At 50.5% G+C, this 25,666-nt stretch carries 26 protein-coding genes; 16 read left to right on the top strand and 10 right to left on the bottom strand.

The annotated features are described in order from the left end of the window. Positions 1–2: 2 nt before the first annotated feature. The 3 genes from E0L35_RS09880 to E0L35_RS09870 are packed head-to-tail and all read left to right on the top strand — an operon-like array spanning position 3 to position 1,597. On the top strand, positions 3–848 hold the full coding sequence (locus E0L35_RS09880; RefSeq protein ID WP_138800157.1) for a YciI family protein: 846 nt from the start codon (positions 3–5) through the stop codon (positions 846–848). Beyond that, a complete protein-coding gene (locus tag E0L35_RS09875; RefSeq protein WP_138800156.1) occupies positions 845–1,207 on the top strand; it encodes a YciI family protein in 363 nt (120 codons plus the stop codon). The genes E0L35_RS09880 and E0L35_RS09875 overlap by 4 nt, the downstream gene beginning before the upstream one ends. A gap of 21 nt (positions 1,208–1,228) precedes the next feature. After that, positions 1,229–1,597 (top strand): DUF1428 domain-containing protein, encoded by a 369-nt coding sequence (locus E0L35_RS09870; RefSeq protein ID WP_022520789.1) that lies wholly within the window; start codon positions 1,229–1,231, stop codon positions 1,595–1,597. 24 nt (positions 1,598–1,621) lie between these two features. Here E0L35_RS09870 and E0L35_RS09865 read toward each other — a convergent pair whose 3' ends face one another. Both E0L35_RS09865 and E0L35_RS09860 read right to left on the bottom strand, forming a co-directional pair. Continuing rightward, positions 1,622–3,292: a 5'-nucleotidase C-terminal domain-containing protein gene (locus tag E0L35_RS09865; RefSeq protein WP_138800155.1), complete on the bottom strand. Its 1,671-nt coding sequence runs from the start codon at positions 3,290–3,292 to the stop codon at positions 1,622–1,624. 308 nt (positions 3,293–3,600) lie between these two features. Beyond that, positions 3,601–4,605, bottom strand: coding sequence for a porin (locus E0L35_RS09860; protein ID WP_022520796.1), 1,005 nt, complete (start codon positions 4,603–4,605; stop codon positions 3,601–3,603). 323 nt (positions 4,606–4,928) lie between these two features. On the opposite strand from E0L35_RS09860, the gene E0L35_RS09855 reads away from it, so the two are divergent. The 5 genes from E0L35_RS09855 to E0L35_RS09835 all read left to right on the top strand — a co-directional run bounded on the left by E0L35_RS09855 (position 4,929) and on the right by E0L35_RS09835 (position 8,485). Then, complete coding sequence (locus E0L35_RS09855; RefSeq protein ID WP_022520797.1) at positions 4,929–6,092, top strand: glycosyltransferase family 1 protein; 1,164 nt, start codon at positions 4,929–4,931, stop codon at positions 6,090–6,092. Beyond that, positions 6,055–6,594 carry a phosphatase PAP2 family protein gene (locus E0L35_RS09850; RefSeq protein WP_022520798.1) on the top strand — a complete coding sequence of 180 codons (540 nt, stop codon included), beginning with the start codon at positions 6,055–6,057 and terminating at the stop codon, positions 6,592–6,594. The genes E0L35_RS09855 and E0L35_RS09850 overlap by 38 nt, the downstream gene beginning before the upstream one ends. 964 nt (positions 6,595–7,558) lie before the next feature. Further along, positions 7,559–7,690, top strand: a complete 132-nt coding sequence (locus tag E0L35_RS09845; RefSeq protein ID WP_027958157.1) for an entericidin A/B family lipoprotein — start codon at positions 7,559–7,561, stop codon at positions 7,688–7,690. A gap of 5 nt (positions 7,691–7,695) precedes the next feature. After that, the gene (locus E0L35_RS09840; RefSeq protein WP_027958156.1) at positions 7,696–8,223 is read left to right on the top strand and encodes a YqiA/YcfP family alpha/beta fold hydrolase; all 528 of its coding nucleotides are present in this window, start codon (positions 7,696–7,698) and stop codon (positions 8,221–8,223) included. An 88-nt stretch (positions 8,224–8,311) separates the two neighbouring features. After that, positions 8,312–8,485, top strand: a complete 174-nt coding sequence (locus E0L35_RS09835) for a DUF6435 family protein (protein ID WP_007111925.1) — start codon at positions 8,312–8,314, stop codon at positions 8,483–8,485. Between the two features lie 326 nt (positions 8,486–8,811). On the opposite strand, the gene ntrC is transcribed toward E0L35_RS09835, so the two are convergent. From ntrC to E0L35_RS26935, 4 genes are all read right to left on the bottom strand, one after another. After that, the gene (ntrC, locus tag E0L35_RS09830) at positions 8,812–10,239 is read right to left on the bottom strand and encodes a nitrogen regulation protein NR(I) (RefSeq protein ID WP_022520802.1); all 1,428 of its coding nucleotides are present in this window, start codon (positions 10,237–10,239) and stop codon (positions 8,812–8,814) included. After that, positions 10,236–11,294 (bottom strand): nitrogen regulation protein NR(II), encoded by a 1,059-nt coding sequence (gene glnL / locus E0L35_RS09825; protein ID WP_027958155.1) that lies wholly within the window; start codon positions 11,292–11,294, stop codon positions 10,236–10,238. The genes ntrC and glnL overlap by 4 nt, the downstream gene beginning before the upstream one ends. Positions 11,295–11,542: 248 nt before the next feature. Then, entirely contained in the window at positions 11,543–11,827 is a 285-nt protein-coding gene (locus E0L35_RS09820; RefSeq protein WP_249362120.1) for a hypothetical protein, read from the bottom strand. Beyond that, positions 11,764–11,916 carry a DUF4124 domain-containing protein gene (locus E0L35_RS26935; RefSeq protein ID WP_349304638.1) on the bottom strand — a complete coding sequence of 51 codons (153 nt, stop codon included), beginning with the start codon at positions 11,914–11,916 and terminating at the stop codon, positions 11,764–11,766. Before E0L35_RS26935 ends, E0L35_RS09820 begins: the two co-directional genes overlap by 64 nt. Here E0L35_RS26935 and E0L35_RS26930 point away from each other — a divergent pair. Further along, complete coding sequence (locus E0L35_RS26930; RefSeq protein ID WP_255200397.1) at positions 11,866–11,991, top strand: hypothetical protein; 126 nt, start codon at positions 11,866–11,868, stop codon at positions 11,989–11,991. The genes E0L35_RS26935 and E0L35_RS26930 overlap by 51 nt on opposite strands. A 99-nt stretch (positions 11,992–12,090) precedes the next feature. On the opposite strand, the gene glnA is transcribed toward E0L35_RS26930, so the two are convergent. Next, the gene (gene glnA / locus E0L35_RS09815; protein ID WP_022520804.1) at positions 12,091–13,497 is read right to left on the bottom strand and encodes a glutamate--ammonia ligase; all 1,407 of its coding nucleotides are present in this window, start codon (positions 13,495–13,497) and stop codon (positions 12,091–12,093) included. A 533-nt stretch (positions 13,498–14,030) separates the two neighbouring features. Between glnA and E0L35_RS09810 the strand changes: the two genes are divergently transcribed. After that, positions 14,031–14,654, top strand: a complete 624-nt coding sequence (locus E0L35_RS09810) for a hypothetical protein (protein WP_022520805.1) — start codon at positions 14,031–14,033, stop codon at positions 14,652–14,654. Between the two features lie 61 nt (positions 14,655–14,715). On the opposite strand, the gene E0L35_RS09805 is transcribed toward E0L35_RS09810, so the two are convergent. Then, positions 14,716–15,744 carry an acyltransferase family protein gene (locus E0L35_RS09805; RefSeq protein ID WP_009288118.1) on the bottom strand — a complete coding sequence of 343 codons (1,029 nt, stop codon included), beginning with the start codon at positions 15,742–15,744 and terminating at the stop codon, positions 14,716–14,718. 152 nt (positions 15,745–15,896) lie between these two features. Between E0L35_RS09805 and E0L35_RS09800 the strand changes: the two genes are divergently transcribed. Further along, complete coding sequence (locus E0L35_RS09800; RefSeq protein ID WP_138800154.1) at positions 15,897–16,865, top strand: alpha/beta hydrolase-fold protein; 969 nt, start codon at positions 15,897–15,899, stop codon at positions 16,863–16,865. A gap of 66 nt (positions 16,866–16,931) precedes the next feature. Continuing rightward, the gene (locus E0L35_RS09795; RefSeq protein ID WP_138800153.1) at positions 16,932–17,240 is read left to right on the top strand and encodes a hypothetical protein; all 309 of its coding nucleotides are present in this window, start codon (positions 16,932–16,934) and stop codon (positions 17,238–17,240) included. Positions 17,241–17,282: 42 nt separating this feature from the next. Here E0L35_RS09795 and E0L35_RS09790 read toward each other — a convergent pair whose 3' ends face one another. After that, a complete protein-coding gene (locus E0L35_RS09790) occupies positions 17,283–18,386 on the bottom strand; it encodes a M48 family metallopeptidase (protein WP_138800152.1) in 1,104 nt (367 codons plus the stop codon). Next, positions 18,386–19,594, bottom strand: a complete 1,209-nt coding sequence (locus E0L35_RS09785; protein ID WP_212751671.1) for a DUF898 family protein — start codon at positions 19,592–19,594, stop codon at positions 18,386–18,388. Before E0L35_RS09785 ends, E0L35_RS09790 begins: the two co-directional genes overlap by 1 nt. Before the next feature lie 824 nt (positions 19,595–20,418). Here E0L35_RS09785 and gmtY point away from each other — a divergent pair. Genes gmtY through E0L35_RS09765 form a run of 4 tightly spaced genes read left to right on the top strand, consistent with a single transcriptional unit; the run spans position 20,419 to position 25,653 of the window. Next, entirely contained in the window at positions 20,419–21,777 is a 1,359-nt protein-coding gene (gene gmtY / locus E0L35_RS09780; RefSeq protein ID WP_138800151.1) for a gamma-mobile-trio recombinase GmtY, read from the top strand. 2 nt (positions 21,778–21,779) lie between these two features. Further along, positions 21,780–24,344, top strand: a complete 2,565-nt coding sequence (locus E0L35_RS09775) for a VPA1269 family protein (RefSeq protein WP_138800150.1) — start codon at positions 21,780–21,782, stop codon at positions 24,342–24,344. Further along, positions 24,337–24,984, top strand: coding sequence for a gamma-mobile-trio protein GmtX (gene gmtX / locus E0L35_RS09770; protein WP_138800149.1), 648 nt, complete (start codon positions 24,337–24,339; stop codon positions 24,982–24,984). The genes E0L35_RS09775 and gmtX overlap by 8 nt, the downstream gene beginning before the upstream one ends. Positions 24,985–25,029: 45 nt before the next feature. Beyond that, positions 25,030–25,653, top strand: a complete 624-nt coding sequence (locus E0L35_RS09765; RefSeq protein ID WP_138800148.1) for a hypothetical protein — start codon at positions 25,030–25,032, stop codon at positions 25,651–25,653. The last annotated feature ends 13 nt before the right edge of the window (positions 25,654–25,666 follow it).

Below are 25,666 nucleotides of genomic sequence, written 5' to 3'. Positions count from 1 at the left end.
CAATGAAATTCATGCTGATACGCCGTGCCGATGCCAACACCGAGAATGGCGCTATGCCATCCCAGGAGATGCTTGCCGCCATGGCTGCTTATAACCAGCGAATGATCGAGGCTGGCGTGTTTTTGAACGGCGATGGCTTACATCCGACCAGCGAAGGGTGCCTGATCCGTTTCAAAAACGGTGAGCCCACCATCATCCCCGGGCCTTTGTCTCCAGCCAGTGAGCGTATTGCCGGTTATAGCGTGCTCGAAGCCCCCTCTCTGCAGGCGGCCATTGAGTGGGCCCAACAGTGGCCCACCCAAGATGCCGATGGCAACGTGACCCTTGAGCTACGGCGCTACTTCTCGCTGGAGGATTTTGAGCCCGGCGCCGGAATTGAGCAGCACCGTAACCTTGCTCGTATACCGGATGCCATGAACGTGCACGTTGCCTTTCCCGGCACCTGCCGGGAAGCCATGCAGTTCTATGCCGATGTCACCGGAGGGCATCTGGAGTGCCTGTTGACCTATGCTGACACACCCGCCGCTGAACACATGCCGCCTGCTCTCCATGACCGCATTATCCATGCTTCGTTGAACCTACGTGGCCGTCGCTTAATGGGCGCCGATATGGCGGCTGACTGCTATACACCACCGCAAGGGATAGAGGTTCAATTGGAGTATCAGGATATCGAGCAGGCCGCACGAACCTTTGCTCAGCTAGCGGAGGGTGGAAAGATCGTCATGCCGTTCGAAGCGACCTTCTGGTCACCAGGGTTCGGCATGACGGTAGATCGTTTTGGCGTCGGCTGGATGGTAAACGTTCCGTCAGACAACTGCCCCTTGGCCACAGAAGGAGACTCCCCATGAAGTACGTTGCGCTGGTCTATTACCAAGAACAGATTATCAACGCCATGAGCGAACAGGCGTGGCACGACCTCAACCAAGAATGCATTGCTGGGGTTGAGCGCCTGAGCGCCAGCGGCCACTACCTGGCCGGGCAGCCATTACAACCGACGGAGACCGCCACCACCGTGCGTGTGCGCGATGGCGAGACGTTAATCTCCGATGGTCCCTTTGCGGAAACCAAGGAGCAGTTGGCCGGTTTCTACCTGCTCGAAGCCCACGACTTGAATGAGGCGCTGCAGCTGGCTAGCCGTATTCCACCCGCCCGGCTGGGCAGCATTGAGGTACGCCCCGTTCGAGAACTCCCCCCTAAAGCAGAATAAAACAGTAATAGGAGAACAGCCATGAGCAAGCTTACACACCCTTATGTAGATGGTTTCGTCGCTGCTGTGCCCAGCGCTAATAAAGATGAGTTTATTGAGCATGCCCGTGCCGCGGCCGTTGTTTTCAAGGAACACGGCGCACTGCGGGTCGTGGAGTGCTGGGGAGACGATGTCCCCGAAGGGGAAGTGACCTCCTTCACCATGGCGGTCAAGCGCAAGGATGACGAAAGCATCATCTTTTCCTGGATAGAGTGGCCATCGCGCAGCGTGCGCGATGAGGCCATGCCGAAAGTCATGCAAGACCCGCGCTTGCAGATGGACGTTAACCCGATGCCCTTTGATGGCAAGCGGCTCATCTTTGGCGGCTTTGAAAGCATCATTGATGAGTAAGCGCTACCCGTGGCCCGGAACTCACTACGACGCTTCCTGGGCCACATCCTCTGGCACCACACCTTCTTGAGCTACATCAGTAATCCGCCCTTCCACCTGGTAGAACACCTCTTTACGTTCCACCATATAGTCGCGCAGCATCTCCCAATCCGTATTGCCGACGATGGTGTTGCGCCCATCTTCATAGGCAGCGCCAAGTACCGTATGACCGTCGCCGCCAGCAGCGGTAAAGTTATTGGTGGCGATGATGTAAGTACGCTCGGGGTCAATCGCCTGCATTGCGCCTTCCTGGGCAACGCTTAGGCTAACCACCCGCTCGCCCGACGGCTCACCGCTGTCGTATATCAACTCTACGCCTGCCGACACCTGCAGAAAACCGCCGTCTTCGCCGGGTGCATTAGCCAGGGCGATCTCGAAGGTTTCCAGCAGCTCGGCGCCGGTGACATCAAGCAGCGTCAGGCGATTGCCAAATGGCTGCACGGCGATCAAATCACCCACAGACACATCCCCACTCTCAATCGCTTCACGGATGCCGCCGCTATTCTGAATCGCCATAACCGTGTCGGGTGCCACCTGCTGCGCAGCATGCAACTGGGCATCGGCGATTAAATTGCCCAGCGCTGTTTCATTGGCACGCACGCTCCGTTCATCGCCACGCCCATGGCGCGGGTTGGGTAGCGTGGAGATTACCTTGGCGCCGACCTGGGTATCCCGCAGTGTCTCAATCTCTGCGGTGTAGGATTCAAGCCGCTTGGCGGCATCAGCGTCCGCTTCCCGATCGTCGGCAGCGAGCAGTTCACCGCTGGCATCCACCACCACGCCGTTTTCGTCGAAGGTGACCTGCATAACGCCCAGATGCTGGCCATACTCGCCTGCCTGGCCAATCACCGTCGGTGATAGGAGCTTCTCACCAGCGCGGCTCTCGCTCAGCAGCCTGGGGGGCGGCACTTGGGTATGGCTGTGACCACCAATAATAATGTCGATGCCTTCGACATGCTCTGCCAGCAGCAGGTCATTACCTACGCTGGGGTCACTGTCGTAGCCCAAGTGGGTAAGGGCAATAATCTTGTTAACGCCCTGCTCTTCAAAGCTTGCCACCATGGCTTCAGCCGCTTGGCGATAATCGCTGATGGTGACGTGGCCAGGGCTGGAAATCGTCTCACTGTCCTGAGTGCTTAACCCAAAGATGCCGATTGGCTCGCCGTTATGCTCAACGATCATGCCGTCATAAAGCGTCCCAGCCTGCGGCTCAGCGCTGACTGAATCACCCAACATGTCAGCAAACTCCGGGCCTGCGGAGAAGTCCAGATTCGCCCCTAAAATAGGAAACTCGGCGCCTGCGAAAAACGCCGCTAGCGCTTGGTGCCCCTGTTCCGGGTCACCCAAATCGAACTCATGGTTGCCGGGCACAAAGGCGTCGTAGCCCATTAAATTCATAAATTCGAGGGCATCCTGGCCTTGAAACTCTGTGAAGTAGAGCGTGCCTGTAAAGATATCACCGGCATCCAGCAGCAACCCTTCGCCAAAGCGCTCCTGCGCCTCATTCAGCGTGGTAATTAGATAGGGGTACTGATCGGTACGCCCATGTAGATCGTTGGTGTGAAATAGCGTCAGGGTGTAGTTATCAGCAAAGGCAGGAGGAACGGTGGCAAATAGCGCTGTCCCTAGCGCCAAGCCATAGCGGTGAAAACGCATTTAAATGACTCCTTTCATAACAGTGTTCAGACACTTTAGCAGCAAAGATAGCCTACCAGCGACATTTCGTCTCCATGGTAAAAGTATTGCCTTACCCCCCTCTCCCTAAATTTATATTGAGAGGAATAACTCACCGAGAAGAAGAGCGCCTCTTTGAAGTCAGGTAAGTAAAGCATAAAATATAAAAACGCTAAAAACCGGTGTGAAATTATCCACACCGGTAAAGATCGAAACATGCGAGCTAACTAAAAGCTAAAGAACTAATGCAAAAAACTAATGCAACACTACCGCTAACATCACTCTATGAATTAGAAGTGATAGCGAGCGCCTAATGCGTAGTACATATCTTCTTCGAAGTCATTAACAGCATCCAGGTTACGATCGTTCAGCTCAAGGAACATATCGAAATTGCTAGACAGCTTGTACATTGACCCTAGCGCCCAAGCGTTACGCTCATCGCTAGCGCCGTCTACGTCGATGTTGTAGTAATCGGCGAAGAACTTCCAGGAATCGATGGCGTACGTAGCACCAACGCCGATTTTATCGAAACCACCACCGTTAACATCGTCATCACCGCGGGTTTCATAACCTACACGAGCAGCGAAAGCATCTGTAACAGCAAACTCGCCCGTAGCGCCATAACGCACTTCACCGTTACCGCCACCACGTACCGTATCTTCCACATAGCCAAGCGCTAAACGAGCTGGGCCTGTTTCGTAGACAACACCACCCTGAGTGGCGATAACGGATCCTTCGGAAGTCTGCTCGGCTTCAGTCAAACCACGCTCAGAGAAGTGCTTGGCAGAAATAACCGCCTGAAAACCACTCATTTTAGGCGTTTTATAGCCAATAGAGTCGCCGCGTGCCTGGGTACCACCACCCGCAAACTCGTAGCCGCGCTCAACGTAAACATCGAACGGCGTCATCACGTAGTTATCGTAGAAACTGTTGTAGTTCCCGGCCATAAAGGTACCGAACTGCTGGCTTTCCAGGCCTAGGTAGCTGTTACGTACCTCATCGAAACCAGAGGATGTATTACGCTCATCACCCGTAAAACGCCACTCTACACGGGCGAATGCACGCAGGTCAGAGGAAATCTGGTGGCCAGCGGTAATCCGTAAACGCGAGCCGAAATTACGGAACTCTTCGCCGTTATCAACACCGTTGTCAACACCACCGCCTTCAAGACCCATAGCGATGCGACCATAGATTTCGAGATCGGTACCGTCTTGGTCATAAACGGTTGCTGCTTGTGCTGCAGAGGCTGCCAATAAACCGCTAACGGCTAGGGCCAGTGTCGTTTTTTTAAACATGATCGTTCCCATTGAAGTAGTTAATGCTTGCGCTTGCGAAGGCACAATGAAGGACGAATAACGCCTCAACACAGGGAACCTTAAAGGAGTTATGTTTCATTAATCTTAAAGTTTTATTTTTTGGGAACTTATTTTTTTATGCGCTATTAAATAAAACTGCCATCCAAATTTAACATTGAACTGATATTAGAACAGATGGCTGTAGCACTTTGTCTACTAGCCTATTTATTTAAGCGTGTCATCACTTATTCACCTGTTTGTCTCGGCAGTGTCATTCACCCCACCCACACTGAACGAAAACGTGATAAAGGGATGAATCGCTCATGCGGCTCTGCATCGTTAGTGAGACATGGTCACCGGACATCAATGGCGTTGCCCATACACTGAGCCGGTTAAGCTATGAACTTAACCGGCAAGGAGTGCCGGTGGATGTGATCCGCCCTCGGCCACGATCTGCGGGTAATGCAACCGGTATTAACCGCGAGCTACAGGTGCAGCGCCTTGCCCTACCTGGCTACACCGATGTGCAGGTAGGGCTGGTTAGGCCCGTTACACTGCGCCGCTTTTGGCGCCAACATCGCCCCGATATCATCTATGTAGCGACCCAAGGCCCTCTCGGCTGGGCGGCACGCCAAGCGGCACGGCAACTCAATATCCCCCTGGTAGCGGGCTGGCACACCAACTTTGACCACTACTGTGAAGATTATGGCGTCAATTGGCTGGCCTCGACCACACGCCGCTACCTGCGCTACTTCCATAACGGCTGTGATCTGACGTTAGTGCCTACTCATCAGCAGGCTAAAGCACTGCAGCGTCAAGGGATTCGGGGGGTTCATGTGCTGTCACGCGGGCTGGATGGCGAGCGCTTTTCACCTGCCCACCGTGACCCTTCATTACGCGAACGCTGGGGAGTTAGCGAGCATCAGCCGGTGGCCCTTTACGTTGGCCGACTAGCCGCAGAAAAAAATCTCACCTTGCTCCATGAAAGCCTTCAAGCCATGCGTGAGGTGCGGCCCGATATCGCCCAAGTGATCGTCGGCGATGGCCCCGCACGGGCACAATTGGAAAAGGCGCTGCCCGATGCCCACTTCACCGGCTTTGTGGGGCAGGGATCGCTTGCTCGCCACTATGCCAGCGCCGACCTGTTTATTTTCCCCTCGCTTTCAGAAACCTGGGGCAATGTGGTGGCGGAAGCCATGGCCAGCGGCTTAGCCGTGGTGGCCTATGATCATGCAGCCAGCGCTGAGCTCATTAGCAGCGGCCACAACGGTGTCACCGTACCCGCTGGCAATAGCACCGCTTTTCAACAGGCAGCAGTTGAGTTGTGCCAACACCCAGCTGACTACGCTCGTTTAGGCCGAGTAGCGCGTTTACGCGCCCTTGAGCAGAGTTGGACAGGTATTGCCGAGCAGTTTTTGCGTTACTTACACCAAGCCCAGGAGGCTCATCATGCGCCCGCGTCCGCTTGTCGTATTCGATCGTCTTGACCTGCTGGAGTGGCAGTTCTGCCAGCGCATTGCGCGGCTATCGATCTACCGCCCCTGGCGAATCACGCTTCAGGCCGCCAGCCGCTTAGGCGATTGGCCTATTTGGGTGCTGCTGATTCTCGCCCAGCCCTGGCTTCAACCCAATGGCGCCTGGCGCGTACTGCAGTACAGCGTTATCGCTCTATTTGCCGTGGCGGTTTATCGACTGGTGAAAACTCGCTTATGCCGTGAGCGACCCTTCATTACCTATAGTGAAGGCATCGAGTGCTGTGAACCTGCCCGCGACCGTTACAGTTTTCCCAGCGGCCACACCATGCACGCGGTGATGTTTAGCGTCTTGGTCGCCGCCCACACGCCCTGGCTACTACCGGTGGTATTGCCATTAACGCTTCTAATAGCGGTCTCACGGGTAGGCTTAGGGCTGCACTATGTCAGCGATGTACTGGCAGGGGCAGCGATGGGCTACGCTTTTGCCTTGGCCAGCCTGTATTGGATGGGGTAAAGCGCGTCCTGTCCCCCCCAATGGACAACCCTTTGATGGACAGCCGCGTGATAGACACCAGCGCAAAAACGCCCGCATAAGCGGGCGTTTTACTTTCAAGGCAGATAGTTAAACGTCGGGCGGCATGTCATCGCGTTCATCAATACTGGCCGTAAACGATGTCTTAAACATCATATACACGCCCACGCCTGAAAACCCTAAGAACAAAACAAACATGCATAACATCAATGCCATCGCCATAATCTTGTCCCTGATCGTGCGCGGTCGTTACGTTGACGTTTTCTAACCGCTGCATTTTGGTTTCATCGAAGGATAGACCAAAATCACACTTTTTTCTGTACAAAAGCTGTGCAAAAACCAGAGCCTTATAGAAAGTACTTATCTATCAAATGATTATTTAAATCACACATGCGAAAAAACCACCTCACTTGCATGAGATGGTTGATTCGCATCGGTCCGCTCCCTGGTTTGATGAACAGCGCCTCCTTACGCTGCAACCAGTGAGTGGGCTAATTGTCCCTTAAACATCCTGTTCGTTTTTCGGCTTCCTGCCTTCCATTTTGCTGTTAGCCCACTCACTCAGTTACTGGTGAAAAATGTTAACTCGACTAGCGTTAAGTGACTGAATTTAAAAATGACTTACTTTATTCATTTGCGAGTATTTACTTGGTTTCTTGCTGGATTCTACTTAGTAACTGCAGGCAATGAGCCAAACCATGCCAATAACGAATATAAACATTAAAAAACAACTACTTAAAACAATAAAAAGTGAATGACAAAGCACTCTCCACCTCTATTTTTCATGTATAGAAGTGGCACATGCGACATAAACATACGGTTTCGAGGCACACTGCTATGCTTCCTTGTGTTTAAACGTATTGAAAACCGTAGCGTATCGTCACGACAGAGGGTATTTTTGCTTTCTACTCCTTTCACTAGCGGTATGCCTTCGAAGGAGGCTTTTATGAAACGCACTATCGCCCTCGGCTTCGTGATGGTGGTGACCCTGATGCTGGTCAGTGGCTGTAATACCATTCGCGGTGCGGGTGAAGACCTTCAACAGGGTGGCGAAGCTATCCAGCGTGCAGCGAGCTAACCGTTATGATGACCGTTTATCTATCCCATGGCCTTGAGAGCGGGCCAGGCGCACTGAAAACCCAGGCAATGAAAGGTGTTGCGCAAAAGCTGGATGACTGTGAGCCGGTGGTCATGGATTATCGAGGCATAGCAGAACCACAGCAGCGCCTTGAATACCTTCTGAGAGTATTAGCCGAGCGCGGAGATGATCCTGCCCAGTGTGTACTGGCAGGCTCCAGCTTGGGGGGTTGGCTAAGCGCGGCGGTTAGCGCTCAGCAGCCGGTGTTGGGCTGCTTTCTGCTGGCGCCTGCATTGGGACTTGCCGACTATCCGGAAACGTCACCGGTTATTCAGGCGCAGCACAGCCATATTATTCATGGCTGGCGGGATGATGTGGTTGCCCCTGAACCGGTGATCGAACGTGCTCGTCTTCAGCGCCTATCGCTGCGGATGGTTGACGACGATCACCGCCTGCACGCGAGCCTGGAGACTATTTTATGTGATTTTGAGCGCTTCTTATGCCAGTGCGCCACGCCTAATCACTACGATTAGCAAGGCTAGTTAAAGCAAACATTCGACACGAGCACTTCAATCCTATACAAATAGTGTACAAGAGACATTGATAGCGAGGAGATTGCTCATGTTAGGTATGTTTAAGCGTGACCCCAAAAAGAAGCTTCAACAAGAGTATGAGCGCAAACTACAAGCCGCCATGGAGGCTTCACGCAATGGCGATATGCGTGCCAATGCCACACTTACTGAAGAAGCAGAAGCGTTACTTGCCGAAATCAGGCGCATTGAAGCGACACAATAACTGCCATAGACAACGCTGTTGCTGCCCAGCGTCACTTCGGCAGCCTACTCAAGCCCAGGGTAGTGGTGGCAGGATGAGCAGCCACTCACCAGCAGCGACTGCACTTTGCCCAACCCCACCACCCTAGCCGATGCGGTATATATACTCGCTGGCGACTAGGAGCCTGTCTGGCTTGACCGATCATCGCGAGAAGCACGAATTTTGAGCCAAATTTATCGATCGATTGAGGCGAATAGCGTGCTATTTAACGAAATCGATCGAATAAAGTTGGCCAAAATACCGGGACTCGCAGTAGATCAGTGTTAAGCCAGACAGGCTCCTAACGTTTACTCGTCAGCGAGTGCCGGTAGCAGTGTTTTCAGTTTACGCGTGAGCGTATTGCGCCCCCAGCCCAGCAGCTCGGCGGCTTCACCTTTGCGCCCGCCGGTATGTTTTAGCGCTGTCTCAATCAGAATCCGCTCAAAATCGGGCACCGCTTCTTCCAGTAGATGGGTATGGCCTTCGGCCAGGGCATGATCCGCCCAGTCACGAAACGCCGTGCGCCAATCGCCGTGGGCGCTGCTTTCAGAAGCGCTGGGTGAACGCAGCTCCGGCGGTAGATCTTCAACCAGAATCTCACGCCCTGATGCCATCACGGTGAGCCAACGGCAGATATTTTCTAACTGCCGCACGTTGCCGGGCCACGGCAAACGCGTTAGGTGGGCTTCCGCTTCGCTGGTCAGCACCTTGATATCGGTCGTCAGCTCTTTCGCCGCTTCAGCTAAAAAGTGCCGCGTTAAACGAGGGATATCTTCGCGGCGCTCGGCAAGCTTGGGCAGGTGAATACGGATCACGTTCAGGCGGTGGAACAAATCCTCCCGGAAGCGGCCGTCATCCACCAACACTTCTAGGTTTTGGTGGGTGGCAGCAATAATGCGCACATCCACTTTGACCGGCGTATGCCCGCCAACGCGATAGAACTCTCCATCGGCCAGCACGCGCAGTAGCCGCGTTTGGGTTTCAGCGGGCATATCGCCTATTTCGTCTAAAAATAGCGTACCGCCGTTGGCTTGCTCAAACCGCCCCTGGCGCTGCTGGGTCGCCCCGGTAAAAGCCCCCTTCTCGTGACCAAACAGCTCAGACTCAATCAAATCACGGGGAATCGCCGCCATATTGAGGGCAATAAACGGCTTGCCCGCACGAGGGCTATGCTGATGGAGTGCCTGGGCAACGCGCTCTTTGCCGGTTCCCGACTCACCATTAATCAACACTGTGATGTGGGAGTGCGAGAGGCGACCAATGGCACGGAACACCTCCTGCATGGCGGGCGCTTCACCGATAATTTCGGCGTTCAAGCCTTCCGGCACGGTCACCGGACGCTGGCGTTCACGGGCGTGAGCCACGGCGCGACGTACCAGCGCCAGGGCCTCGTCAACATCGAACGGCTTGGGCAGGTATTCAAATGCCCCGCCCTGATACGAGGCCACGGCGCTGTCCAGGTCGGAGTGCGCGGTCATCACGATCACCGGCAGGTCAGGATGCGCTTCGCGTACCCGGGACATTAGATCCAGCCCGTCGATACCTGGCATACGAATATCGGTAACCAGCACGTCGGGTGGGTTTTCCAACAAACGTGTCAGGGCAACGTCGGCGCGCTCGATACACTCAACGTCAAGGTCGGGTTGCGCCAAGGCGCGCTCCAACACCCAGCGGATAGCGCGGTCATCATCGACAATGACCACCCGCGCAACATCATTACGTGCAGCCTCAGTCATGACGCTTCTCCGGTGAAATTAATAACCATGGGAATCAGTAAACGAAATTCGGTGTGTCCAGGACGTGAATCGCATTCAATCAATCCTTGATGCTGGTGCAAAATCGACTGGGCAATAGAGAGCCCAAGGCCGCTGCCTTCCGCGCGTCCCGACACCATGGGGTAAAACAGTGTTTCCTGCAGCGTATCGGGAATACCGGGGCCGTTATCGATCACGGCGACTTCACTGACCAGCCGGTGACGTTCGGCGCCAAGCGTAAACTGGCGACGGGCGCGGGTGCGTAGTATTAAAGTGGGCTCCGGCGTTTGTGCATCGCTCATGGCCTGTACCGCATTGCGCGCCACATTGAGCACCGCCTGAATCATTTGCGATTCATCGCCGGAAAGATCGGGCAAGCTGGGGTCGTAATCACGGCTGATTGTCACACTAGGGTGTTCGGCAATCAGCAGCGCCCGCACTCGCTCCAGCACCTTGTGGATGTTGACTGGCTCGTGTTTAAGCATCCGGTTAGGGCCGAGCATGGAGTCGACCAGGTCGCGCAGCCGATCCACCTCTTCAACAATGATATGGGTATATTCGCGCAGCGCCGGGTCGTCTAGATCACGCTCTAGTAGCTGTGCTGCCCCGCGAATGCCACCCAGCGGGTTTTTGACTTCATGGGCGAGCCCGCGGGCGAGCACCTTGATGGTCTCCTGGCGTGTGGTTAGCGCCTCTTCCCGGGAGATCTGCATCAGCCGATCCCGCGGCTCTACTTCCAGTAGCAGCTCATCGTCGGATAAGGGCGTCACCGTGTAGTCCACCGTGAGCGGTTCGCTATTCAACGGGGTAATGCGTGCTTCACGCTGGGTATAGGGGTGAAACGCATCCCGCGCCTTGGCCAATACTTCGTCAATGCTTACATCCCCGCCAAGTAGCGTATCCAGGCTGATGCCGTGAACACGGCTAAGGCTGACCGCTAACAACGCTTCAGCGGCAGGGTTCATCCATCGCACACGCAGTTCGCCGTCTAGCAGCAATACCGCTGTGGTGAGATGCTCAAGCAAACGCTGATGCATGGTGGTGTCCTGAAAAATCGCGTCTTCCATCGCCGATACAGACCTACAGGTGGATGATCAATGAGGGAGCTGCAAAAAGCGCGCCAACTATACGTTTATGTCCATTTGCACGGCTTGCGGGCATCGCAGCGAAAGAGCGCGAATCGTTTTAGCGCACTTGCCGTGCCAAATGCTCCTGCTCATGCACCACTTTAGTGCACCCAGGTTTTGGTAGGTAATACTTAGGGCTGTTTTTTTGATCGCGTTTATTAAAGCGCTCTTAAGGAACCGTAATCGTCACCGCTGCCGTGCGGTGCTGTAAACGCTGGCTGCTCTCCAGCATTCTGCCTGGATCTCGTGCCCCCTTGCGGCAGGCCTGTTAACCAGAAGACATCACTGTGCAGCGCTTTCTGGCTAATCTCGCCATTCACCAACAGCCGTACCTGATTGTCGTCGCGCAACGGTGGCGCAATAACCACCTCCACCACGGTCATTCCCTCTTCCACCTGTGCGCCTTGCTGGGGCAGAGCGATGGAAAAGTGGTCGTAGGGCATAAAGGGCTGCTTGGGTTATCGGTAAAGGTAACGTTGCCGTGCTGATCGGTCACCCGATACACCGCCTGCCCGAACGCCGTGCCACCCACTCCCCCACGCCCAAGAGAGCTACCAGCACACTGCTCATCGCCCCTCTGGCACGCTTCTCAGCCTCCCAGCAATAAAAAAACCCCGCCGTAGCGGGGTTCTATTGGCAATCATTGTTACCACCGCCTGGCTGATAGTAACAGCCAGAGGCGAGGAACGCTGATTAACAGCTGTACTTAACAACTGTAGTACATATCAAACTCGATGGGGTGAGTGGTCATACGAATACGCTCCACTTCTTCCATCTTGAGGTCAATGTAGGCATCGATCATTTCGTCGGTGAACACGCCACCTTCGGTCAAGAACGCACGGTCAGCGTCGAGGGCTTCCAGTGCTTGATCCAGGCTGTGCGCCACAGTCGGTACTGACTTGCCTTCTTCTGGCGGCAGGTCGTACAGGTTTTTGTCCATGGCATCGCCAGGGTGGATCTTGTTTTTGATACCGTCGATACCCGCCATCAACATGGCAGAGAACGCCAGGTAAGGGTTGGCAGTCGGATCAGGGAAGCGCGCTTCAACACGCTTGCCTTTCGGGCTGGCGGTGTAAGGAATACGGATTGAAGCCGAACGGTTGCGGGCACTGTAGGCCAGCATGACCGGCGCTTCAAAGCCAGGCACCAGACGCTTGTACGAGTTGGTAGAAGCGTTAGTAAAGGCGTTCAGGGCACGGGCGTGCTTGATGATGCCGCCGATGTAGAAAAGCGCCATTTCAGACAGGCCAGCGTACTCGTCACCGGCGAACTGGTTGTTACCATCTTTCCAGAACGACTGGTGCACGTGCATACCCGAACCGTTATCACCGACCAGCGGCTTCGGCATAAAGGTGGCCGTTTTGCCATACGCGTGGGCCACGTTGTGGATCACGTACTTCATTTCCTGAACTTCGTCAGCTTTCTTCACCAGCGTGTTGAACTTAACGCCGATTTCGTTCTGACCTGCGTTGGAAACCTCGTGGTGGTGTACCTCGACGGTCTGACCAATCGCCTCCAGGGTATTACACATTGCGCCACGAATATCGTGGAAGCTATCGACCGGAGGAACCGGGAAGTAGCCGCCTTTAACGCGCGGACGGTGGCCAAGGTTGCCGCCTTCCACGACACTGTCGGTTGCCCAAGCGCCTTCGTCGGAGGTGATTTTGTACATGGAGCCCTGGATATCAGACTTCCAATGCACTTCGTCAAAAATAAAGAATTCAGGCTCAGGACCGAAGAACGCGGTGTCGCCCAGGCCCGTAGACTGCAGGTAAGCTTCTGCGCGCTTAGCGATAGAGCGCGGGTCACGATCATAGCCCTGCATAGTGGCCGGCTCGATGATGTCACAGCGCAGCACCAGCGTCGCATCTTCGGTGAAGGGGTCAAGGTAGCCCGTACCATCTTCCGGGCGCAGAATCATGTCGGATTCGTTAATGCCCTTCCAACCTTCAATAGAAGAGCCATCGAACATTTGGCCATTCTCGAAGAATTCTTCGTCTACATCGCGCGCAGGCACGGTCACGTGCTGTTCTTTACCGCGAGTGTCGGTGAAACGCAGGTCTACCCATTTAACATCGTGTTCTTCAATTAGCGCGAGAGTCTTGGCTGACATAGTGTCCTCCGGTATGAGCGTGGCTTAAAGCTAACGACAGTAAGCTACCGATAAAAGTGTTGTTCGACAAAATACGTGCTAAACCGCACGTTTGTCATTCTTGTTCGCTCAACGTTTGCCTGACATTGGTTAACAAATCGCTCAGCGAGCATTTCAGACCGGCTATCGTTTTAGCACGCCGCAGGGCTTATGCCTACGGCCCGCTAGCCGCTTGCAAATACAATGCAGAGAACATGCCAACACTGCACCAATATGGCATAAAAAAACAACAACTATCTGTTTTATAAACATTAAAAAATGGCTTCGAATGCCTCTTGATGACGCATAACGGCGCAACAGGCTATTCTGAACCGTCTAAAAAACCTCTTATGCACCAAAATAGAACAAAAATAATGCCGCGCGCCCCATTAAAGTGCACAAGTCATACTTAGCGCTGTTTTTTAGCTCGCAAATTTTTTTACTTGCTACGCAAATAAACCAGCTACTACAATAAATTACAATTTGATAGATTTGCTCACAATCGGAGTCGGCAAATGGGATCGGTCTGCTTTATCGTTGATGCCATGGTGACGGGTGAAATGTTGCCACGCCACTTAAAATCCATACGTGAATCCGGTGTCGCCGACCACTTGCTGCCCATTTTGGTGACAGCCACTCAAGCGCAAGCACGCCTGAGTGCTATTGAACAGCGCTACCATGCTCATTCGCTGATTACACCATCAAGGCCGCTGGGGGCTCGCTTGAATAAAGCCGCGTTTACCAGCCAAGCAGAGTGGCTCATCATTGCGCTACAGAAAAAACCACTGCCTGCGGAGCTTTGGTGTGCACTCTATTCACAGCTCAACACTTACACCCTTGACGCCTTGATTATTGGCCTCACCCGGCCATCGCTGTCGGAACGCATCCTGAGGCGCTTATTGGCCAGTGCTTTACTTTTGCCGCCCTACATTGCCGTGAGGCGAGCCTGGCTAGAACGCTTGGGTGGGTTTGACCCTGAGCTGGACGATAACAGCGCGATCGACGATTTTCTGCAACGTTTACACGCCTGCCCTACGCGTTTAAAAACCTACAACGGAAACCTGCTTAGACTAACGAAAGAGCCAGAAAACCCTTTTCTGGCTAACGCCCCGGTTACGGCTTTCACTCCACGCCCATAATGCGTTTTCTGCCGCTATCTACCGATATCATCCACAGATACCATCCACCGCCACTCTCTGACTAACTTACCTTTAGTCGCTTGCCGAACAGCATGGCGCCCAGTGTCGTGGTATTGGCGAGCTTATTAAGCCCCACTGACCCCACCACACCAACCGCCATAAGCGCCAGTGCATACACGCCAATGGGCAACGACAACGGCTCGACAGCCAGATCAGCGAGCACAAAGAACATGGGGTGAGCCAAGTAAATGCCAAACGAATACGCATTAATGTGGCGCACCCACAAAGGCGCAGGACGCCCGGCCAAGTAGCGCATGGCACACAGCGTGAACAGCACGAAGAAAGGAATGACCCACACCTCTTTGGAAGAGAAGGCCAGCCAACCTGCAAAGGTCGCGGCAATAATCAGCGCCACCATTAGCACCAACCAGACCGGGCGGGCCATTTGCTGCATCCAGGCAGGCCGCGCCAGCATCACGCTCTCAGGGGGTAGCGGGTAGTAGCGCACCAGCACCAGGGCAAGAAAAAACACATAGATCCAACCCAGTGGAGCAATCCACAGCAGATAGCCGGGCAGGTCAACCTCAAACCAGTAAGCCAACCCCCAATACGCCATGCTGATCACACAAGCGCCCCACAGCCACGGCACCGGGTTCAAACGCCACAGCTGCCAACGGGTAAACAGCCAATAGGCCACATAAAACTGCATCGCAATAATCAAAAAATAGCCATGCCAGCCCGCGTACACATAATACTCAATGGCGTTGGCCACGAACCCCACCGGTTCATCCGATGGCTGTTGGCTTAGCCATTCAGCCGTCGAATAAATAAAGCCATACACAAAATAGGGCACCATTACATACTTCACGCGCTGGGCAAGGAACCCTTCCGGCACGGATTTATCGTAGCGAACGGCAAACACAAAGACCGCAATAAACAGGAAAATCGGGGTACCCAACACCAGCGGTATGCGCATCAAATCGGTGGCAACGTTATCGAGGCGCTGATTGACATGATCTAGTAAGTGAAACAAAAAAACGGCTATACAGCCGTAAGCACGCAACCAATAGATCTCTTCAATTTTGCGCATTGGGCCTCCCGCCTCGACCTACTCCTACCCTGGCATTTTGCATGGCGATGATGAATGACTATGCTAACTGACTGTCTTATATGGCTATGATGAACAATAAAAGCCTTCGCGCTGTCCGACCCCATTGAACAGTTTTAATTCCCGGAGGAAACGTGTTCATCCCCAAGCCACCAGTATTCTCGTACCGATTTCACGCCCTACTTACGGCATTTATTGGCTGGCTAACGTTCAGTGGCCATAGCTTAGCCAGCGAGGTTGAACACCATCAGTTTTTCTCGCCCACGCTAGGTTACGACTACCCCTACAGTATTTATTTACCCGACAATTATGACGCCCAAGCGACAGACGCGTATCCGGTCGTTTATATGCTGCACGGCTCATTTAACACTGACCGCGACTGGGTTTCTCGCGGCAACTTGCAGCAGGTGGCGGATAGGTTAATCGCTGCCGGGCATATTCCTCCGGCCGTTTTCATTATGCCCGGCAGTCGCAGTTGGTGGGTAGATGGCCACAACGAACCCGCCCGCAGCGCATTTTTTAACGACCTAATGCCCCACGTGGAAGCGACCTACCGAGTGGGGCAAGAGCGCCACCTGCGTGGCGTAGCTGGCTATTCCGCCGGTGGCTACGGCGCACTCAACTTTGCCCTGGAGCGGCCTGAACTGTTTGCCGCGGTAGCCGCGTTAAGCCCCGCCAGCTACGCCCCCCTGCCGCCGCGTAACTCCACCGCCTGGCGCCACCCTTCATTTATCAATGACCAGGGCCGATTTGATCGCGAGCTGTGGCAAAACCTTAACTACACCAACTATTTGGAAGAGTATCGCCTGCGCGTAACCCCTCGCGGTACCGAAGATGAGGGCGACCTTTCCCCCGTACCGCTGTATATCAGCGCCGGGCGAAGCGACGTTTATGATGCAGAATTTCACGCCCGCATACTGCGCCAAGCCATGGAACGCATCCAGCCCAACGATGTGCGCCTCGACCTCTACCCCGGTGGCCATACATGGAAAGTATGGCGCGCCAGCCTACCGGCAGCGCTAAACTTTCTCTTTCAATACGTGGGGCAAGAAAACAGCCCAGTGGTGGAGACCAACAGGGCGGAGGATGAACAGCATACATAACCCCATTGAAGGCACTACACTGAAACTACACTCATCACGTCATTCAACAAGACAAGGAAGACAGCGATGCACCAGCATATCGAATGGGACGAACCCGGCAGCGCCAGTGTTATGCAGTACTTTAAAAAACACCCGGATCAAAGCAGCCAACCCGACCCGGGCGACATCATTTCCGCACGCTACCAAGGCGCCATGGTACGCGTCAAAGTAGAAGCCTACCGAGAAGATGACGCCGTCAGCATCGGCGAAGTCGCCGCCATCATCGACACCAACGGCGGCCGCCACCAAAGCCACGACAAGCTGGAAGTCGGCCACATCGTCCGGGTACCCGACGACAAACGCGCGATGGAAAAATGGGGAGACGACGAAACATAAGCATGAAGAGTGGCGCGGTTCTCGATACAGCGTTAACAGCCTTTAATCGCAGATCGCTTGCAAGGCCGCCCATTCAGCTGGCGTTAGAATCGCAGTAGTACCGCCTTGGCTTTCAGCTAATTGCTGGGCCTGGGTACCGCGCCAGCTGGAATCAGGGTGTGTAGATAAATGCTCGGGGGTAGCAATATCACCGTCCTCCAGCCCCTCGATCCGCGTAAAAAAGTTTGCAAACCCAGCCGCATCAACTTCCGCCGTAGCGAGCATTTCGAGAGCAAAACGGTCTGCCTCGACTTCAGCCTCCCGGCTATAAGAAGCAGTAAGCAAATGCTCACCCACCACCGCGGCACCCGCAAGATCGCCAAAAACCATGCTAAGCAGCCCCGCTGCCCCCGCCGCCCGTAATGCTTGCCGCATTGGGTCTCGCCGCTCCACATGGCCAATTTCATGAGCCAGTACCCCCGCCACCTCTTCGGGGGACTCAGCCTCTTCCAGCAATGCATTCAGGATAACCACCTGCCCGCCGGGAGCGGCAAACGCATTGACTTCAGAATGACCGAAAACCTGAATGTCTATGGCGTAGTGCATATCACGCCCTGCAGTCAACCTCTCCAGCATCGTATCTAGCGCCGCCACCCCCTCAGGAGAATCGCAGCGCTGCATGCCTGCGTTTGAACTACTTAGCACCCATTCGATTTGCTGGGTAACGGCTTTACCAAACGCAACTTCGCGCTCGATAGGAATGGCCTGAGCCAGGATATTGGCCATGCCCGGCAAAATAACGAAAAGCATCAGCGCAATGGCCGCCACCGCGCCCGCTCCCCATCCTGCCATGCGCAACCAGGTTCTTTTACGGACATCACGGCGGAAAAGATCAGGCTGTGTGGCACGCAACCAAGCAATAAAGTCGTTATCAGTGACAATAAGCCGTGCAGGATCTCTCTCGTCAACAGACGAGACATAACGGGTCAAGGTCAGCTGTTTTGTACTCGAACTATCACGGAGAGCACGAAGATCGGCGAGTTCCCAGCGAACGGGGTCAGCTAGTGATTCTGCGTGGATGACCAGCGTCTGCTGGTCATCTAACACCGAAATGCACACCTCATGACGATAGGCCGTCACGCCATCAAAGAATTGCGCCTGCAACATTAAAATGCGCCAGCGACATCGAGTGCATCCGCCACGCCCTCAGCACCAACGGCATCATCTGCCTGACGCTGCTGGATTTGATGTAAAGGCTCGGGATTTATGATACTAAACGTCTGAACATAATGCCCCAGTATAGGCTGAGTAATCATCACCATTTTCATTGCCTGAAACAGCAAGAATAAAAAGATATAGCTCAGCGCAGCACCAATGAATCCAACCGTGACTGACGAGATACCAAAATCAAAAATGGCCGTCATAACACTTATTATAAATAACGACATTACCCCCATCCCGACAGCTGCAATAAAGTAAATCCTGATAATAGCCCCCGTGCGCGGCTCAGCCTTAAAGCTAACCTCCTCGCCTAGTGTCTTGTGAGAAGTCATATAAGCAAAACTCTTAACCTGGTAATACACAACACCGATAGCCACCCAGACGCCGCCAACACAAAGCAGGGCTGTCGCGAGACCGTTATACCCCCATGTAAAAATACCTAAACATACCAAGAGAATGACGATACCAATAAACAAATGCGTTAGCGACGAATAGAGACGCGGCCAAGATCCACCCTGCTTGATACGAGCATCACCATAGTAACTCCGCTCGGCCATATACTGCTCTAACTTGAACGTAGCCAGCGGGGCCAGCGCACCCAATGTTACGACCGTCAGCAACCTGTAGCCGATGGCACGGATCACATACCCCCAAGCGCCTTTTTCCATACTAAAACGAATGCCGCACCACCGCGTTCGACTCATCATGTATCGGCGTTTCTGATAACTGGCATAAAAAAGAAGAGGCAAAACAGCAAGAATGTGTATATACACAACAACCAGATAACGAGCTTGCTCAGTTGGATTAGTAGCACTCGACGAGACGTTAAACATCGAAAGGCCGAAGTAGAAGAGCAACATCTGAAAAACGCCGAGATACAACGCCAGGATAACCAGGGCAATGAGAAAGCCAATAAACTTCTCAAGCCCTGTACCCGTGTACTCCAAGGCAGAATCATTGGCACTTGTAGAAGCCCAAAGATACTGACGGATGCGAGTCGTTTGCCAGAAACGGTAAATACCCAGAGTAAGGATAGTGAGTAAGCCGGTTTTAAACACCAGAAAGAAAAGCGAGAGACTATCGGGCTCTTGACGAGCGGCCACGCTTTTCGGTTCAGACGCTAAGTGATGAGTGTCCATGCGGGAAATATCCATGTCTTTTAACGTTAGTGATATAGCTTAATTTGACGTCTAGCTACATAAGTATATCTCAACGCTGAACAAAAACTAAGTAGACTTTGCCATTAATTGCAGTTAGATACCCAGAAATCGGCAGAAGGACTCAATGCTCGCCACTTATGACGATTCATGCACATTTCGATTAGACGTGATAAGCCTCAAGCGCAGCGGTGCCACGAGCACACACTTTAATAAGCTTATGCCGCTGGCCATGCTTTCTGAGCGGCCTATATGGCAACACCTACTCTGCCACCTAGTCCGGGGCATGCACATTTCGAGTACGTTAGCGCACCCGCGAAAGCACCGCGCAGAGGTGCCACGGGCACACACTTAAATAAGCTTACGCCGCTGGCGATGCTTTCTGAACGGTCTATATGGCAACACCTACTCTGCCACCTAGTCCGGGGTCATGCACATTTCGAGTAGCGAGGCGTAAGCGTTAGCGCACCCGCGAAAGCACCGCGCAGCGGTGCCACGGGCACATACTTTAAATCTATAGCCATACTGCCTGGGCGGCAGCTAACCGACTAACCGCTAATCAAAAGGAGGTGGGTATTTTCTGAGCTGCCTGTGCGTTATTACCCCCTATTGTAATACATACTTTTTGCCATGCGAGGGTCGTTCCGAGGCTAAATAAGCATATATACATGGGTAAATGCTCATACATTCTTAAGATAAAAACTTGTTGCGCTCCACAAAAAAAGAAGATATACCCACATACATACATAGTTTATGTTTCACAACAGCCCCCAGCTTTCAGCTTAGCTGTGTATATTTTCGTTGAATTCATCGGTGAGTTTATGTTTGTGACTACCAAAGCAAAAGTATTAATTGACAATTCAGGCTCATACGTTGAAATGCCCGTACTTATGTCGCCCAGCGGAGTAGTTGGGCCTTTATTCCACTATTGCTTCAATAAAATACAAGAAAAAAGCATTTCGTGGATGAAAAAAACAATCTTTTCAGTAAAGCTATTTTTTGAATACATACAAGCCAATCCTAAAGAAACAGATTCTCAGATAGTTTTCAGAAACTTTTCACTTAGGCTTTACACTGGCACATTTAATAATGAAACAGGGCTAGACGATAGTTGGTTGTGCTGGAGCGCTAGATCACCAAAAAATGTAAAATTAATTATTGCTAACTTATCTAACTTTTTCGACTGGATAAATAACGAACATCCCAAAACACCTGTTTTTAACCCAAGATACAGCGGCAGTCCCTACGACCAACAGCTGGACAAAATTGCTTATTTATACAGGAGAAGCAAAGCTTTCCTAGGACACAACTGGGCTGCAAATCCAACTTCCACCGTGGGTAGAAAAGTTAGGAGTAGGCAAGCGCCTAAAATAGAAAACGGAGAACCTCCAGCATTTCCAGAGGATCGGTTTGAAGAGTTTTTATTTAACGGATTTAAAACTAGAGGTCGTCAGAACTATAGAAACATGTTAATCACGTTGCTACTACACGGGGCAGGATTTAGGGCCTCGGAACCTTTTCATTTATATATTTCTGATGTTCATAAAGACCCAATTAATCCACTTCAAGCAAAAGTGCTTATTCATCATCCAATGTTTGGAAAACCGCCAAAAAATGATATTCCGAACAATCTAAATAAGGCTTATAACCGCAAAGAGTATTTAAGTAAAAATTTTGGTCTTTTACCTCGAAGCGAAGCGCTTGGTAAAAATCACTCAGGCTGGAAGGGGGGAATGCATGATGCGTCATATTATAAAATAGCGCATTGGTTCACACCTCAATATGGTGAGTATTTTTTAAATATTTGGTATAAGTATTTAGAAGAGGTTGCCCTTTTTGAGCGTAACCATCCATTTGCTTTTATTAACTTAAGTCGTGCCCCCTTAGGAGCTCCATACACTCTATCACAGTATAATAAGGCGCACGCTGCTGCTTGCCATCGTATTGGCATTCCAGCTGGCAAACAGCTGGGAACAACTCCCCATGGACACAGACATGCGTATGGCCGCAGATTATGTGCAGGCGGATTGAGCAAGGATTTAATACGCAGGTGTATGCACCACTCTTCGATTAATAGCCAAGATATATATACAAGAGCTACCACCTCTGAAACCTTAAAAGCTTTGTCTTCTGCTGCAAAAAATATTGAAAACTCACTTACTATTATTACTAAGAGCTGAGAATGAAAAAAAACACAGTGAAATCTAGTGACTTAACACTTTCTTGGGTCATCCGCGATCATCCTGAGTTATCACAGTGGCACGAGCATGCCGTAAAATGGCTAGCTAACGAACACGTGAATTTACAAGATAGGTTACAGGCATTCATCTATTTTTTTAGAGATTACTTATACAGAGAAAATTTACCATCTTCCCCAGCTAAGTTTTTAGAACGAGGTAGCGTTCTCCCTGACTTTTATTCAACTGCTTGCCCACAGTCTGCTGCAGGCATTAAATATACTAGCATTATAAATCAATTCATCAACTATGTATTGCTTACAGATTACAGTGATTTTGATGATAACGACCAACCTATTGTAAGCCCAGCATTCCACAATCCTATCAGGATAGTATCCAGAAGCATCTTACCAAAATATAGTGAAAGCATTTATAACCCACTGCCCTATGGTTATGTAGATGAGCTTAGAAAAATAATTGTTGAAGGTAGTAATTTTATTGATTGGAAATGGGCTAGAAGTGCTCTGGGTGCTAAAGAAGGCATACCTGGGCCTAAGAATACGGACTGGTTTGAAGTTAATAATGAGTTAATTAACAAAAGGGATCCTGATTGTGTTTGGCGTGAAAGAATAGTAAATAAAAAACTTAGATATGAAATCTGGAGTCCTGTGCGTTGGGTAGGGCTCTTGACAAAACTAATTCTTCCTTTAAGAACATATCAAGTACGAATGTTAGATTCTGGAGAAGCGGACACCTGGCGTTACTCCCGCAAAAGCTGGAAGATAAATTTTAATTTAATTTCTGAAGGCAATGAATCTAGACCTCTAGAGCAAGGTGTATTTCGAAGAGCTTTCTCACCATTAGGTGACAGCAAGGTGTCAACTGTATTTTATGTGAACACTAATAAAACAGCAGATATACAAAAAAGTGGTATAGAGAAAGGCTATACCTTCCCATGGTTAGATGACACTCCTTTACATCAAGATATATTTTACTGGTTAGAAAAATTACGCGACTGGCAAGAAAAATACAATCCCGTTAAAAGAAGGACAAACTGGTCAGAGTTAGATCATAGACACATGTCCAAAAAAAGCGAGAAACAGCTTTTAGAGTATCCTAATGCTTGCTTTCTTTTTAGAAACCCTGATGCGAAGCCTGATGAAAAACACCTACCAATGCATGAAACTGCAATGCATACATGTTGGTTTAAATTGCTAGAGAAATTTGAAAACAAACTTGAGGCCAGAGAAGAAACACATAGCAATGGCGACAAAATAACTCTTCTGCCAAATAAAAGCACTAGAAAGCCTGGATCGAATACAACACTTTTTCCATTACATAGTCTTCGCGTCTCAATTATTACTGCGTTGGCTTTAGATGGACAGTTACCTCTAACTATTCTACAAAAACTTGTAGGACATAGTCGCTTAATCATGACACTCTATTATGTTAAGCCTGGACAGCCATATATACATCAAAAACTTTCCGATGCAGCCGAATACTTAGAAAGTAAAAAAGAAGAGAGTATAGTAAATTTCATAAAAAACACTGAACACCACAACTTAGTTGAAACTGCTATCTGCAATGATCCTGAGACTTTACAAGTCTCAGTCCAAAAAAACACAGGGGACCGAAATCCTGCAGGCTGGATGATGATGCACCATGGTATTTGCTTAGCAGGAGGAAACACGGTTGAGAATCAAGAAAACAAATCGCTAGGGGGTTGTTTTAATGGCGGTGATAAAATTTATAAAGGAGACTCCTCTCGCCCTCCGCGATATGAAGCTGTAGCTGGCGGTGCTAGAAATTGTATTCGCTGCAGATGGTTTGTGACTGAACCACATTACCTACCTTCTCTTGTAGCCCATTTCAACAATTTATCATATCACCTTGATGAATCTCGCAATGACCATTTAAGATATGAACAACAGCTTACAGAGTTAAAAAAAGAAAAACTTGATGCTGAGGAAAATGGATTACCCTTTGAAAAACTAAAGAAATACCGTCAAGTTGAGAGGCTTTGGGAAAAAACTATAAAACGCTTTAGCGATATCTCTGAAAATATTGTAGCCTGCTGGAGACTTGTGGAGCGCTGCAAAAAAGCTTTACAAGAAGACAACTACAAGAACATTAAATTTATATCTATAGCACCAAAAGAAGAAATCTCAATCTCATTCGAAGAGACTGATTCAGAATTACTTCAGCTTTCAGGGGTGTGTGGTGATATTGAAATCTATCCAGACCTAGAACCTGGAAAAGCTATTCTCCGTCGCAGCCAAATTTTGGACCAACTTCTCTATCGAGAAAACATCCCTCCTTTATTCATGAACCTTAGTGAAGAGGATCAATTAACTACAGGTAATGCTTTTATACAGCGCCTTGCTATACAAGCAGACACACTAAACCCAGAGCTAGCCAAAAATGAACTAATAACTCTAATTGAGTCCAAGCAAAAAATCAGAGATTTTTTTGACGTCGATTTAGAAATGGCACTATCTACTGAAGAAATCTGTGGTAAATTTTCTTACAATATTTCTAGCAATCTTTTAGATGATATTAAAAATGACTAACCAAAATTCAATACACCCTAATGAAGTGCATGATGCGCTAGCCGCTAAGGGTGGAAGAAATAAGCGCATCCAGAATCTTTCTAGAATTCATGAAATTTGCCACCGCCATTTTAAAAACGGTAACAAAAACTTTTCAGTTTCTGTAGTTGGAAAATTATTGGAAGCCGAAGGTATTATTAAATCACGCGCCCTATATAATGCAGCTTCTGCTGACTACAAAATATTACTTAATGCTTGGCAGGAATACGCTGGGAGCCCTACAACCGAAAGCAGCACGCCTAACCTATCTTTCATCAAGAGGATTGAAGACCCGGCCATAAGACAAATAATACAATCAATAATCTCAGAAAGAGACCAGTTAAAATCTCAACTTAACACTTTAAAGAACAACTCAAGCATAAGTATTGACTATCGACCTCAAAAAAATGAAAATATTAATTCGCCAAATGTTGTTACTGTTTTTTCTCCTCTTAAGCAACTTACAGATATTGAAATAGAATCGCTTAAAAAAGCAATTTGCAAGGATTACCTAGCTTATCACGGCATGATAGAAGGTACACATGGTGAAATACTTAACAATAAAGGGCGAATAGTTTTTGATGTGGGTTTCGCCCGGGCTATACGAAAGCTAATTGAATAAAGTGCAATTATTTTCGTGCAAATAGCTATACAGTTGAGAACTTTTATGACTGACCGTACAGGCCAAATTTTTGGCTCGCTATTAGTTATTAATGATAATGGCACTTCACAACTACTGTGCCGCTGTAAATGTGGAACGGAAGGTAATTACCCACGTACAATTACTAAACCTTCTTACCGAGGGCCGAAATCATGCCCGTGGTGCCTTGGCTCTCCTTGTGAAGAGTGTGGCGCACTGATCCCTAAAAAAGGCAGGATGCCATCAAAAACTTGCTCAGATATCTGTCGAAAGGCAAGAGCAAATAGAAAAGAGATAGAGCGCTATAACCGTATTAAAAATACTAACCGTTTCAAGCTTTCACGTGCAGAATATTTAGATAAACTATCAAAATTAAAAGCATCTGATCCAGATCTTGCCGAAAGATTACGTGAACGTCACCGTCTAACTCTTAGAGCATGGCGAACAAAACAGCTCGCAGATCCTGAGCTTAGAAAGCGGTATCTCCAAAAAAAACGAGAGTATGAAAGTGCACGCTTGGAGCGTATTCGTTCTGATCCAGTGAAGCATGCCGAGTATCTTCGAAGGCAACGTGATTGGTATCATTCTTTAGGTGAAGAGGATTACCGAAGAATTTTTGTTATCAACCGTAAAAAATCTAAACGCTCATAACCTTCTTCCTTGG

This window comes from Halomonas sp. ATBC28 (assembly GCF_005937175.1).
GTDB classification, from domain to species: domain Bacteria; phylum Pseudomonadota; class Gammaproteobacteria; order Pseudomonadales; family Halomonadaceae; genus Vreelandella; species Vreelandella titanicae.
The sequence above is the reverse complement of the archived record's forward strand: the minus strand, read 5'-3'. Positions and strand labels throughout refer to the sequence as shown.